The organism is Bacillus sp. ISL-35, assembly GCF_018613355.1.
Taxonomy (GTDB): domain Bacteria; phylum Bacillota; class Bacilli; order Bacillales; family Cytobacillaceae; genus Mesobacillus.
On the sequence record NZ_JAGGQK010000013.1, the window covers coordinates 1 to 12,779 of the forward strand.

Here is a 12,779-nt window from a genome sequence, read left to right on the forward strand (position 1 = left end):
CTGTCAAGATTCCATGCTTTTTTTGACAGCTTTCCTTCTTCACCAGCTCAACCTGTCAGAATCCTATGCTTTTCTTGACAGCTTTTCCCCTCCACCCACTCAATCTGTCAAGATTCCATGCTTTTCTTGACAGCTTTTCCGCTTAAGAAGCTCAACCTGTCAAGATCCCATTTTTTTGACAGCCTTTTCCCATTACCAGTCCAAACTGTCAGAACTCTTAAAAAGGAATTGAGCACAAATTTCGGCGTTTCGGTTACAATATGATTATGTGTTTAATTTTACATACTTAGGAGTGATTCATTTGAAAGACCCACGTATACAGAAACTGGCGAAAAACCTGATCAATTACTCTGTCAAGCTTCAAAAAGGAGAAAAAGTCCTGATCGAAAACTTCGGCCTTCAGCGCGAGCTTGTTACCGCCCTGGTTAAAGAAGCCTACGAGGCTGGCGGTTATCCGTTCGTATCCTTGAAGGACCACCAGGTGGACCGGGCATTGCTTCTGGGTGCCCAGCAGGAGCAGTTCGACATGATTGCTGACTTCGAAGCCAACGTAATGAGTAAAATGGATGCCTACATCGGGCTGCGCTCAGGTGATAACATCAACGAACATGCTGATGTCCCTGCAGACAAAATGAAAATCCATGGCGGTACAATTGGCAAAATGGTCCATCGTGACATCCGTGTTCCAAAAACGAAATGGGTTGTCCTTCGCTACCCAAACTCAGCCATGGCACAACTTGCGAAAATGAGCACCGAAGCTTTCGAGGATTTCTACTTCGATGTCTGCAACCTTGATTATGGCAAAATGGACAAGGCAATGGACAGCCTGGCAGAGTTGATGAATCGCACAGAAAAGGTAAGAATCACTGGACCAGGGACAGACCTGACTTTCTCAATCAAGGATATTCCGGCTGTAAAATGTGCCGGCGAGCTGAACATTCCTGACGGCGAGGTTTATACAGCACCTGTCCGTGATTCGGTCAATGGTGTGATCACATACAATACTCCTTCCCCATATCAGGGATTCACCTTTGAAAATGTGAAGCTGACCTTCAAGGATGGAAAAATCGTCGAAGCGACAGCGAATGATACAGATCGAATTAACAAGATTTTCGATACCGATGAAGGAGCAAGATATGTTGGAGAATTCGCGATTGGCGTAAATCCATACATCCTCCACCCGATGCAGGACATCCTGTTTGATGAAAAAATCGATGGAAGCTTCCACTTTACACCAGGACAATGCTATGATGATGCATTCAATGGCAATCATTCCAACATCCACTGGGATATGGTCAATATCCAGCGCCCAGATTACGGTGGCGGAGAGATCTATTTTGATGATGTTCTCATCCGAAAAGACGGCCGATTTGTCATTCCGGAACTGGAAGGCTTAAATCCCGAAAATTTAAAATAACACTAAAAAAGGATGCGGCTCACTTGGCCGCATCCTTTTTGAGTATCAGTAAGTATTAATTTTTTTCTTCGATAATTGTCCAGCTTCAGCGCCTAGCCCCTCGAGACGCTTGGCTAGTGTCGCCTCCTAGAAACTCCGAAACTTCAACTCCGCCCGCAGAAGCAAAAAGCGCTTCTTTGTCGGAGTCTCCAGTTTCTGCGTTTCTGAGCAGTCGGCTATACTTTTCGATTTCGGTCCTGCCAATGAAGTCAAAGAACGACTTCACTGGCAGGACCTCCAGCGCTTGTCGGGGCTGACCAAGGCGCTTACGCTTTTCGTGTTAAACTTGCAATTGCTTTTCATATGCTTCCTGGAACTTCTGGATATCGCCTGCACCCATGAACAGGATGACTCCATTGTCATGTTCCTTCAGCAATTCTGTATGGTCCTCAGTGATAATATCAGCATCGTCGATTTTCTCTTTTAGATCAGTAATTGATAATTTTCCATGAATCTCACGGGCTGAGCCGAAGATTTCGCAAAGATACACTTTATCTGCCTTGTTCAGGCTTTCGGCGAACTCATTAAGGAATGCCTGGGTCCTTGTAAAGGTATGCGGCTGGAAAACAGCAACTATTTCACGATCCGGATACTTCTGCTTTGCCGCATCGATTGTAGCCTTGATTTCTGTTGGGTGGTGGGCGTAATCATCAATGATGATTTGGTCCGCAACCTTCTTTTCAGAGAATCTTCTTTTAACGCCTTCGAACGTTTCAAGCTGCTCCTGGATGACCTTCGAGTCGATATTTTCATAATGGCATAATGCAATGACCCCAAGTGAGTTCAGCACATTATGGTCTCCAAATGCCGGGATCGAGAAAGTGTCATAGAATGTATTCCGGACAAAGACATCAAAGGTAGTCCCACTTGTTGATTTAATGATATTCCGAGCCTGGAAATCATTTTCCTCCCCAAAGCCATAAAATACGACTGGCACCTTCGCCTGGATTTTTTGAAGCTGATCATCGTCACCACATGCGAAAATACCCTTTTTGACCTGCCATGACATCTCCTGGAAAGCCGAGAAGACATCCTCGATATTGGCGAAGTAATCCGGGTGGTCAAAATCGATATTCGTCATGATGGCGTAATCAGGGAAATAGGAAAGGAAATGACGGCGATACTCGCAGGCTTCGAATACAAAGTATTGAGCATCCTTGTCACCTTTCCCGGTTCCATCACCAATCAGGAAGGATGTTGGTTTGGCACCCCTCATTACATGCGCAAGCAAACCTGTAGTCGATGTTTTGCCATGTGCCCCGGTAACCGCCACACTCGTAAAGTTCTGCATGAAATCACCAAGGAAACGGTGGTACCTGATGATTGGAAGGCCAAGTTTCATTCCTTCCTGAATTTCTTCGTGGGTATCCGGATAGGCATTGCCGGCAATGATTGTCATCCCAGGCTGTATATTTTCCTTATTAAACGGAAGGATCTTTATTCCAGAATTCTCAAGGGCCACCTGGGTAAAAAAGTGCTTGTCATAATCGGAGCCCTGTACCTGATAATCCATATCATGGAGAACTTGAGCCAAAGCACTCATTCCAGACCCCTTTATACCTACAAAATGGTAAATAGTCATATAAAGAACCTCCAACAACGTCTGTATGTAACACAGTATATGACAGATATCCTGTTTTGCTCATTTGGCCTGTCTCCCTTTAGAAACTGCCGCACGAACCAACGCAATCTTATCTATCCTATCTCTCATGTATTGAATCATTATAACATCAATACTGTAAATAACACAGTTTCATTCTTATTTCAAAATTATTATAAAACCGTAATCATGATAAATTTACTTTTTCCCTAAGTAAGTGTCTGTTAAACTTCGGCCCGAGATTAGAATTCAACTTTTTCAAGACGAGGGTTGGGTCGGAACCTTCTCCCTGATTTCGCCTGGTGTTTTCCATTCCGCATCACATTGTCACCGGTAAAACCAATTTTCAGTTTCAAAAGGCTGCCGCCAACTCCATACATGTCGACGGGAACATGATGCTTTTCGAACTCAAGAATCCTTTTTTCACTGAAGCCGCCGCTTACGACAATTTTCACATGGTTAAACCCTTCGTCATCAAGGGCTTTTCTTAACGCAAAAATCAATTCAGCATTCACGCCTCGAGGATCGAATGTTCCAAGCAGGTGCTGGTTGCGGAGGAAATACTGGTCAATCATCGTACGGGAAGTGTCAACCCTTACTCCCTTTAGCTTTTCCCCGAATTCCCTCGCGACTTTCAATGAATCTGTAATCGCTTCATTATTATAATCCACCAGCGCAATCAGATCATCATGCGGAAAGGTTTCATGATAAGCCCTGGTAGCGGCCACGATGTCACCGTCGAACATCTGGATTAATGCATGAGGCATCGTTCCCATACCATGCTTGCCCCACCACTCGTTCATCGCGTGTGTGGCCTGTGCTGTGGCGCCTCCAATGTAGGCAGCATATCCATCTCCAGCCTGTGTCGTATAATGATCGTCACGGTCCCCCATGAAGATCACCGGCTTTTGCTTGCCAGAATAGCTTGCAGCCTTGACAACATTATAAACATTCGTTGCCACAGATGTCCTTCTGGCCAGGATGCCATCAATGATTCCTTCCAGATAACCAAAACTCTGGTAAGGACCGGTAATTGTCAGGACCGTTTCGAATGGAGAAATTTTATCTCCATCCTTCAATGAGTATATCTCAAGTTCTTCAGGACGTTCGGCAAAGGTTTTTACCAGGGCAATCACTTCATCTGTTCCGCAAAGGACTGCCTCATCTTTCTGGAAAAATTGCATGGTGATGATATTGTCTTCATGGTATTTCTTCACTAGCTCCTGAGTCTTGAGAAAATACACGGCTGAAAACCAGCCATCCCGGATCCTCTCATCAAACTTGAATGTATGATTGGTCAGTCGGCTGATTTTCCCCTGCATTTTCAATTCAATTTCTTTCATCCAAAAAGCTCCTTCAATAACAACGCAACTTCTATATCAGTTATTCCTTATTATTAAATACATGCTAATAAAGAATACCATTTATTAATTGAATGTACTAGTTTCCTGGAGCGACTCAAGGTCCGCAGCAGTAATAAGGACGTCCCTTGGCTTGCTTCCCTTGCCTTCGGAGATGAATCCTTGCTGCTCCATCATCTCAATCAATCTTGCCGCGCGGTTATATCCGATTTTAAAACGGCGCTGGACACTTGAAGTAGAGGCGCCTCCGTGATCGATGACAAATTCACATGCTTCATAAAAAAGTTCATCTTCGTCTTCAGTCACCTGGGCTTTCTTCAGGAGTTCATCCTGTTCAAACAAGTAGTTTGGATCTCGCTGCTCCCTGACAAAGGCAACAATGTCGTCAATCTCATTGTCGGTTACGAAGGTGCCCTGCAGACGGAATGGCTTGGAAGAACCATTTTCCAGGAACAGCATATCCCCCCTGCCCAGAAGCTTTTCGGCTCCGCTGATATCAATGATCGTTCTTGAGTCCACCTGTGAGGAAACAGAGAACGCTATTCTTGTAGGGACGTTCGCTTTAATCAAACCTGTAATGACATCAACAGACGGGCGTTGGGTCGCAATGATTAAGTGAATACCGCAGGCACGCGCTTTTTGGGCAATCCGGCAAATCGCCTCCTCGACATCACCAGGTGCCATCATCATCAAATCGGCCAGCTCATCGATGACAATGACGATATACGGAAGCTTATCAGAAAATCTGCGATGCTTCTCGGCAAGTTCATTGAACCTGCTGATATCACGGACACCTGTATGTGCGAACAATTCGTAACGGCGTTCCATTTCCTCAACAGCCCATTTAAGTGAGGCTGTCGCTGCTTTTACATCAGTGATGACCGGGCTTACCAGGTGAGGAATTCGGTTGTAAGGTGCCAATTCAACCATTTTCGGGTCAATCAGCAGCAACTTCACCTCATCCGGATGTGCTTTATAAAGCAGGCTGACCAGCATTGTATTGATGCAGACACTCTTACCTGAACCGGTCGCACCGGCAATCAATCCGTGCGGCATCTTTTTCAGGTCAGTGACGATTGGATTTCCGGCGATATCAAGTCCAAGAGCCACCGACAGCGGAGATTCAAGATCCATAAACCCTGCGGACTGTAAAATTTCACTCAATAATACCGGCCTGCTCGAATGGTTCGGCACCTCAATCCCAATTGTGTGCTTCCCAGGAATAGGCGCTTCAATCCGGATATCCTTCGCCGCAAGGCTTAGCTTGATATCATCAGAAAGATTGGTAATTTTATTGACCTTCACTCCAGGCTCAGGCTGTACCTCAAATCGGGTAACAGATGGTCCCTGTGTCACGTTGACCACTCTTGCGCCAACATTGAAATTCCTTAAAGTCTCATTGAGCATATGTTCCTGTTCTGAAAGCCATTCCGGATCCGGAGCCTTGAACACAGGCGGATTCAACAGATCAAGAGGCGGGAAGTCATATACCGCTGCCGGTTGGACTTCAGAAGGTGCCTTTTCTTCTGCCACGACCGAAGAAGGTACCAACTCTGGCGACGGCTGGCTTCCTTTATGCATTTGTACTCCTTGTGCTTCTCGTACTGTCACTGGAGCCACGTTCTCCTGTGCTGTTGGTTGTGCCTCACCTTCGAATGACTGGGCATCAGTACTTGCCTCGACTGGCTGATTTCCAGGCGTGACAACGTTGGTAGAAGCGGCACCAGCTGATCCAGATTCCTCAGTTGCTGCTTTTGCATGGACTCCCTTTATGTCTTCCGTTGGCTGCTGTTGTGCCTCAGCTTTTCTGCCATCTGTCATAAAAGAAGGATATTTGGACATATTGCGTGCTTCCCATTTTCTTTTATCCTGCTTAAGCATGAGGACATTGAAAGGAAGCTGCCTTTTCGGTTCTGCCGGCTTCTCCTCTTCCTGCCCTGAAGACTCTTCGGTTGAGTTTTCAGGCAGTGAGCTTTCCTCTGCTTCATTAGGCTGAACTGGCTCTTTATAAGATATCGCCTCTTCTGCTGCGTTTGGCTGAGGGGCATCTTCTTGTTGTGCCTCTGCGATGGTTTGCTGAGACACAGGATTTTCCGATGATGGAGCGGTCAGCTCTATCACTTCCTGTACGTCCCCATCCACTTCTTCAGCACGAGGAACGAATACTTCTGACTCCTCAAGAACTTCTGCCGACTCGGGTTCAATTTGACGAGGAATCAATACTTCTGTAACTGAATCGACTGCTGCAGATTCAGGCTTGTTTTGATCGTCTTCCTCAACCTCGTTCCCATATAACGGGCCTATTGCGGAAACTTGATCATCACTCTCTTGCTCTTCTTCACCATGTAGGATTACTTCAAGTGCTTCTGTTTCCAAATTGAACTGAGCAATATCATCCTCTATTTCAGATACCTTGATATCCTGAGTTTCTGCAAGGTCATCTTCTATGTATCGATCTTGTTCCAGAAGGTTTTCCTGCATTTCAATTTGATTTGGCTGTTCTAGCAAAGTTTCTTCCTGCTGTTCAATCTGAACTGGCTGTTCTGGCAGAACTCCTTCCAGCATTTCAGTTTGATCTGGCTGCTCTAGCAGAATTCCTTCCTGCTTTTCAACCCGATCTTGCTGTTCTAGCAGAATTCCTTCCTGTTTTTCAACCCGATCTTGCTGTTCTAGCAGAATTCCTTCCTGCTTTTCAACCCGATTCGGCTGCTCTAGCAGAATTCCTTCCTGCATTACCATCTGATCTGGCTGTTCTGGCTGTTCTGGCTGTTCTGGCTGAATCGGCCCGTTTTGGATAAAATCAATATCTCTACGAACAGTTTGTGATATTTTGATTTCCTGAGCCTTTTCAAATCCGGTCAATTCATACTCTACATCTTCCAGGCTCTTTTGAGTTTGCTCTTTCCTTGGCGGTCTGTTGAATGCATAAATTGGTGACGGAATTTCTGTTGGCTTGAACGGCTGCGTGAATTTCGGTCCGCTGCCTTTTTTCGGTTCATAGCGGAATTTCGAAGGAGTTTCCTCTGTTCTTCCAGTCTTCAAAGGTTCCTTCACTTTTCCTGCTCGTTCTGTTCTGTGTGTTTCCTTCGAGTCCTCTACAGATTTCCGGCGCGGTCTCTGGATGGAATCCTGCCGGGTGATGCTGTCATTTTTAAAACTGAACGAGCCTTTTTCATTGATAAAAGGCTTTATTTCTTCGACTGGGCCAACCCTTTCTTTCCGTACTTTTCTCGGATTCTCATTTCCAGGTTCACCATCGGGAATTAAAGGGAACCGGAACTGCCCCTTTGGATACTGGTATAAAACCTTTGCCTCAAGATCTTTCTTTGGGCTGCGATCTTGTTTGACCAATTTTTGGACTGGCTGTTCTCTCTCAATATCATCAAATTCATCATCATCATTTTGGAACATCGTAAAAATTCTTTTAATCCAACTCAATTTTAATCACTCTTTCTTTCGCATTTCATTCTTTATTTTAACAGTAAATCAATATTTTTCGAGATAAATTGAAAGAATGAGCATTTTTTACGAGAAGAATTCTCCGGGAAGAATCAACTTTAGGCTCAGTTATTTACAAAACCTTACATCATAAGTACATAAAGGAAAAAAGCCCGTATTATCGGGCTTTCATCTTCTGTCTATCCTATTCCTTTTTTGTTTTACCCAATATGAAGATTGGTTCCAATTCTCCATTTTCATATAAAAAGCTTAAGGCAGTGATTGGTACCCTTCCACTCGCAAAAAAGCTCATGGTCATCTGGGCCAGGATATCATAGCCTGTGTTGTTCTCCACATCAGCGATGATCAGGACATCCTGGTGGGGAACGGCCACAGCCATGGTTCCCTTCATTCTTTTCTTCATTTCATTCAAAAAGCTCGTATTCAGGATCCGGCTCGCATCATAGCCGTCATTGGTATTGAGGAAATAAAAGGTGTTATCGGCCACACGGTCCTCTTTCAGCTTCACAGAAAGCGAACGGACATTGAACAAAGCTGTCTCACGGACCTGGCCCGCTGACCATCCTTCTTTTTTCAAAAGCTTTGAATCAATCAGCCTGTATGTAGTGCCTAAATCCAAAGCATAATAGATCCTTGTTTCCGCGGTATGATCATCATATAGGAAAGGTGTGCCCTCCTCTGCTTCCGATGGAAATGACGTCGAGCGGATGACAGGGAAGATGTTCTTTTCCTTGCCTGACAGCTCAAGCTGGCTTTCCATCGCATTCAAGCCTTCCGAAACATAGTAGACAACCTCATCAATCGCCTTTTCTTTATGATCCTGCCACTTGGCGACAATCCCCGGCAATGCAATCGTAATGCCGCGTCCAGTGTTTTTATTTTCAATCCTTAACTGATCCTTTTCCCGGTCATAGGAAAAAGTCCGGTCCGGATGCTGCAGGCGGTTTTCAAGTTCTTTACGCATTTTTCTGCTGTCCATTGTTGTATCCCTCCACTTCTCCAGGAGTTTCTGCAACTCATTTTACATGAAATTTCCCTCCACCTCAAAAGATGGAGGGAAAGAATTAAGCAAGACCTTCAATAAAGTTTTCAATCTCAGTCTGTGTTTTTCTGTTTTTGCTGACAAACCGGCCAAGCTCTTTGCCATTTTCATAAGCAAGAAAGCTTGGAATGCCGAATACATCCAGCTGGATGCACAAATCGATGAAGTCATCACGATCGACAGAGACGAATTCATAGTCACTGTACTTGCTTTCAATTTCAGGCAAGACTGGCTCGATCACACGACAGTCCGGGCACCAGCCCGCCGTAAATAAAAATATATGTTTTCCATCGTTTTTCAACGTTTCGAATTGTTCCATTGACTCCAAGGTTTTCATATTGGTACCTCCCGGTTAAATCTCATTTTACTTTTCTTATTGTACCCATGCCTGGTGAAAAAAGAAACTAATCTGATTACGAGAAGATATTATTACCGGGACCTGCAATAGCAGCAATTGGGTTTCGACAACTTAGGTGAAAAAATACGAATAGTTGTCTGAACCTTGCTCTACTTCGGACAACTTTGAGGTGAAAATCCAAAAAGCTGTCTGAACCCACCTCTACTTCGGACAGCTTTTGTGTGGAAATTCAAAAACCTGTCTGAACTTGGCTCTACTTCAGACTGCTTTAGCGGGTAAATCCAAAAAGCTGTCTGAACCTGGCTCTACTTCGGACAGCTTTGAGGCGAAAATACAAAAACCTGTCTGAACCTTGCTCTACTTCGGACAGCTTTGGAGCGAAAATACAAAAACCTGTCTGAACCTGGCTCCACTTCGGACAACTTTTACAAGTAATCACAAAAAGTTGTCTGAACACAGCTCCACTTCGGACAACTTTAGCGGTTAAATACAAAAAGCTGTCTGAACTTACCTCCACTTCGGACAGCTTTAGCGGGTAAATCCAAAAAGCTGTCCGAACCTTGCTCTACTTCGGACAGCTTTGAGGCGAAAATACTAAAAGCTGTCTGAACTTCCCCCTACTTCGGACAGCTTTGGAGCGAAATTACAAAAACCTGTCTGAACCTGGCTCTACTTCGGACAACTTTTACAAGTAATCACAAAAAGTTGTCTGAACACAGCTCCACTTCGGACAACTTTAGCGGTTAAATACAAAAAGCTGTCTGAACTTACCTCCACTTCGGACAGCTTTAGCGGGTAAATCCTATAAGCTGTCTGAACCTGGCCCTGCTTCGGACAGCTTTGGAGCGAAAATACAAAAACCTGTCTGAACCTGGCTCTGCTTCGGACAACTGTTACACGTAATCACAAAAAGTTGTCTGAACACAGCTCCACTTCGGACAACTTTAGCGGTTAAATACAAAAAGCTGTCTGAACTTACCTCCACTTCGGACAGCTTTCACGTAAAAAAACAAAAATCTGTCTGAACCAACCTCCACTTCGGACAACTCCCCCGTAAAAAAAACAAAAAGCTGTCTGAACTTATATTAGCTTCAGACAGCGTATAGGCGATGTTTATTTTACTTTCACAGAATTCGCGATTGCCATCATGGCTTCTGCGTCTTCTTTTACATTTTCGGTTTCTGTGGTCAGCTTGACGCCGCCGATGCCGACAATTAATTGATACTGTTTTTCCTTCAGCTGCTTGACCAGCATATAGCCAAATTTGCCATTTTTACTGAATGTCTCATTGGCCTCCCATTCCTTCTGCTGCTTCACAGTGGAATCATAGACCACTTTACTGTCTTCTTTTTCATGTTGGTTATAAAAAAGAATATAGGTTTTTGATCCATTATTGATCAGGACATTATTTGGCGTTTCCTCTTCAACCTTAAAATCGGATGGCAAGTAATAATCTATGTCTTTTGCACTATTATTCGTTTTTTCAGGCTGCGCTTCAAATGTATTTGAAACTTCTTTTTTTATTTCAGCCTTTTGCTCTGAAAACTGGGCAGAACAACCGCTCAGCAGAAATACTCCTACTATAACGAGCCCAAATGCCCTTCTGAACTTCATCATACTTTTTTCCCCCTTGCTAAGGACTTAACCACTCCGTTTCTATCATACCTTGCTTGTTTGATGGGTGACAAGGCTTCACAAGCATTTTTTGTTGGAAATTAAGACATTTTTCAGAAATTTGTCGATAAATCTTTATTTTCACCATATTTTTGTAAAAAAAAGACAGCCTGTTTAGACTGTCTTATCCGTTTTATATTCATATTGTCCGGCGAGCAGCTTCATTACATGTGTGAACATTTCGCTGCGGTTGATTTGTCCATTTGTAAAAATCCCGATCGCTCCTTCATTTTTACGGACATTTTGTTTTTTGGCGTAATCGTCCATCACTGGTCCGAGTTCGGAACCTGCCAACAACTGCTGTGCTACTTCATCAGGAAGCGGAATCCTCGCTCCTCCCGCAATTACCGGCTCCATCCCTTTCACTGCCAGAGCCCCCCAATTGCAAAGCATCAGTCCGTATGGAGTTTGCTGGACTCCGCCTTCGAGGCCAATGCCAATTTCCGCTTCTCCTTTTTCAGCAGCCGCGATGGCTCTGTTGACAGCACCTTTGATGGTTTCCTCATCTGACATCGGCTGGTCGCTTACCCCGGACTCAGCATCAATGGAGACAATCTCAAAATCTGTTTCTTTAAACGCTGCCTTAACTGCATTGATTTTTGCTGGATTTTTTGAACCTACTGCCACTTTCATATCCATTTCCACCTTTCATCCATGAAAAAGGAGCAGTGATCAGCTGCTCCTCATTTAGAGTAGATTAACTATTATTTTTGATGGTTTCGACCGTTGTTTTATCAGCCGCCATGACAAGTTTGACGAGCAATTCCTTCGCTGCCGCATAGTCATCGACATGGATCATGGACGCTGCAGTATGAATATAGCGTGAGCAGATGCCAATGACCGCACTCGGGATTCCCTGATTGGAAGTATGGACTCTTCCTGCATCGGTTCCACCCTGGGAAACGAAGTACTGGTAAGGAATATCATGGGTTTCAGCCATGTCGAGGATGAATTCCCTCATGCCTCTGTGCGTGACCATTGAGCGGTCAAGAATTCTCAGCAAGGTTCCCTTGCCAAGCTGGCCGAATTCATTTTTATCTCCTGACATATCGTTGGCCGGGCTTGCATCCAGGGCAAAGAAAATGTCCGGGTCGATCATATTGGCAGCCGTCTGAGCGCCTCTTAAGCCGACCTCCTCCTGGACAGTCGCACCGGAGTACAGCATATTTGGCAATTGGATGTCTTTTGTTTCTTTTAACAGTTCGATTGCCAGGCCGCAGCCATAGCGGTTATCCCATGCTTTCGCGAGAATCTTCTTTTCGTTTGCCATCGGTGTGAACGGACAGATTGGCACGATTTGCTGCCCTGGTTTGATACCTATCCTAATCGCATCTTCCTTATCATCTGCACCGATGTCAATCAGCATATTCTTGATTTCCATCGGTTTGTTGCGCTTCGACTCATCCAATAGATGAGGAGGAATCGATCCGATTACCCCAGTAACTGGTCCATTGTTCGTGATGATCTGGACGCGTTGTGCAAGAAGCACCTGGCTCCACCAGCCGCCCAGAGTCTGGAAGCGGATCATCCCGTTTTTCGTGATCGAGGTGACCATGAAGCCAACTTCGTCCATATGTCCGGCGACCATGATTTTCGGGCCATCCGGATTTCCCTTCTTCACGCCAAACACACTTCCCAATTTATCCTGGATCAATTCATCTGAATATTGTCCAAGCTGCTCGCGCACGAATTTGCGTACAGCATGCTCATTACCCGGTGCTCCAGGCAACTCTGTCAAAGTTTTAAACAGGCTTAATGTTTGCTCGTTCATTTAACTGCTCCTTTTCAAAAAAAGTTTAGGTTTGCTAAACATTATTTATACCATCCAT

Annotated in this window: 9 protein-coding genes; 1 reads left to right on the top strand and 8 read right to left on the bottom strand. The window is 44.7% G+C overall.

Annotated features, from left to right (window positions below; translation table 11 throughout):
- Positions 1–301 precede the first annotated feature (301 nt).
- Complete coding sequence (locus tag J7E38_RS17085; RefSeq protein WP_214709119.1) at positions 302–1,417, top strand: aminopeptidase; 1,116 nt, start codon at positions 302–304, stop codon at positions 1,415–1,417.
- A 319-nt stretch (positions 1,418–1,736) separates the two neighbouring features.
- Here J7E38_RS17085 and murC read toward each other — a convergent pair whose 3' ends face one another.
- The 8 genes from murC to J7E38_RS17125 all read right to left on the bottom strand — a co-directional run bounded on the left by murC (position 1,737) and on the right by J7E38_RS17125 (position 12,721).
- The gene (gene murC, locus J7E38_RS17090) at positions 1,737–3,038 is read right to left on the bottom strand and encodes a UDP-N-acetylmuramate--L-alanine ligase (protein ID WP_214709121.1); all 1,302 of its coding nucleotides are present in this window, start codon (positions 3,036–3,038) and stop codon (positions 1,737–1,739) included.
- Between the two features lie 260 nt (positions 3,039–3,298).
- Positions 3,299–4,399, bottom strand: a complete 1,101-nt coding sequence (locus tag J7E38_RS17095) for a nicotinate phosphoribosyltransferase (RefSeq protein WP_214709123.1) — start codon at positions 4,397–4,399, stop codon at positions 3,299–3,301.
- A gap of 84 nt (positions 4,400–4,483) precedes the next feature.
- Positions 4,484–7,855 carry a DNA translocase FtsK gene (locus J7E38_RS17100; RefSeq protein WP_251030375.1) on the bottom strand — a complete coding sequence of 1,124 codons (3,372 nt, stop codon included), beginning with the start codon at positions 7,853–7,855 and terminating at the stop codon, positions 4,484–4,486.
- A gap of 205 nt (positions 7,856–8,060) precedes the next feature.
- Positions 8,061–8,855 carry a DUF1444 domain-containing protein gene (locus tag J7E38_RS17105; protein ID WP_214709125.1) on the bottom strand — a complete coding sequence of 265 codons (795 nt, stop codon included), beginning with the start codon at positions 8,853–8,855 and terminating at the stop codon, positions 8,061–8,063.
- Positions 8,856–8,940: 85 nt separating this feature from the next.
- Entirely contained in the window at positions 8,941–9,255 is a 315-nt protein-coding gene (locus tag J7E38_RS17110; RefSeq protein ID WP_214709127.1) for a thioredoxin family protein, read from the bottom strand.
- A gap of 1,134 nt (positions 9,256–10,389) precedes the next feature.
- Positions 10,390–10,893 (bottom strand): hypothetical protein, encoded by a 504-nt coding sequence (locus tag J7E38_RS17115; RefSeq protein WP_214709129.1) that lies wholly within the window; start codon positions 10,891–10,893, stop codon positions 10,390–10,392.
- Positions 10,894–11,064: 171 nt separating this feature from the next.
- Positions 11,065–11,583 carry a DUF84 family protein gene (locus tag J7E38_RS17120; RefSeq protein WP_214709131.1) on the bottom strand — a complete coding sequence of 173 codons (519 nt, stop codon included), beginning with the start codon at positions 11,581–11,583 and terminating at the stop codon, positions 11,065–11,067.
- 64 nt (positions 11,584–11,647) lie between these two features.
- Positions 11,648–12,721 (bottom strand): M42 family metallopeptidase, encoded by a 1,074-nt coding sequence (locus tag J7E38_RS17125; protein WP_214709133.1) that lies wholly within the window; start codon positions 12,719–12,721, stop codon positions 11,648–11,650.
- Between the last annotated feature and the right edge of the window lie 58 nt (positions 12,722–12,779).

Excerpts from the sequence above, each read along its gene's own strand:
- murC (WP_214709121.1), bottom strand. The coding sequence starts at position 3,038 with ATGACTATTTACCATTTTGTAGGTATAAAGGGGTCTGGAATGAGTGCT.
- J7E38_RS17115 (WP_214709129.1), bottom strand. The coding sequence starts at position 10,893 with ATGATGAAGTTCAGAAGGGCATTTGGGCTCGTTATAGTAGGAGTATTT.
- J7E38_RS17095 (WP_214709123.1), bottom strand. The coding sequence starts at position 4,399 with ATGAAAGAAATTGAATTGAAAATGCAGGGGAAAATCAGCCGACTGACC.
- J7E38_RS17120 (WP_214709131.1), bottom strand. The coding sequence starts at position 11,583 with ATGAAAGTGGCAGTAGGTTCAAAAAATCCAGCAAAAATCAATGCAGTT.
- J7E38_RS17110 (WP_214709127.1), bottom strand. The coding sequence starts at position 9,255 with ATGAAAACCTTGGAGTCAATGGAACAATTCGAAACGTTGAAAAACGAT.
- J7E38_RS17105 (WP_214709125.1), bottom strand. The coding sequence starts at position 8,855 with ATGGACAGCAGAAAAATGCGTAAAGAACTTGAAAACCGCCTGCAGCAT.
- J7E38_RS17125 (WP_214709133.1), bottom strand. The coding sequence starts at position 12,721 with ATGAACGAGCAAACATTAAGCCTGTTTAAAACTTTGACAGAGTTGCCT.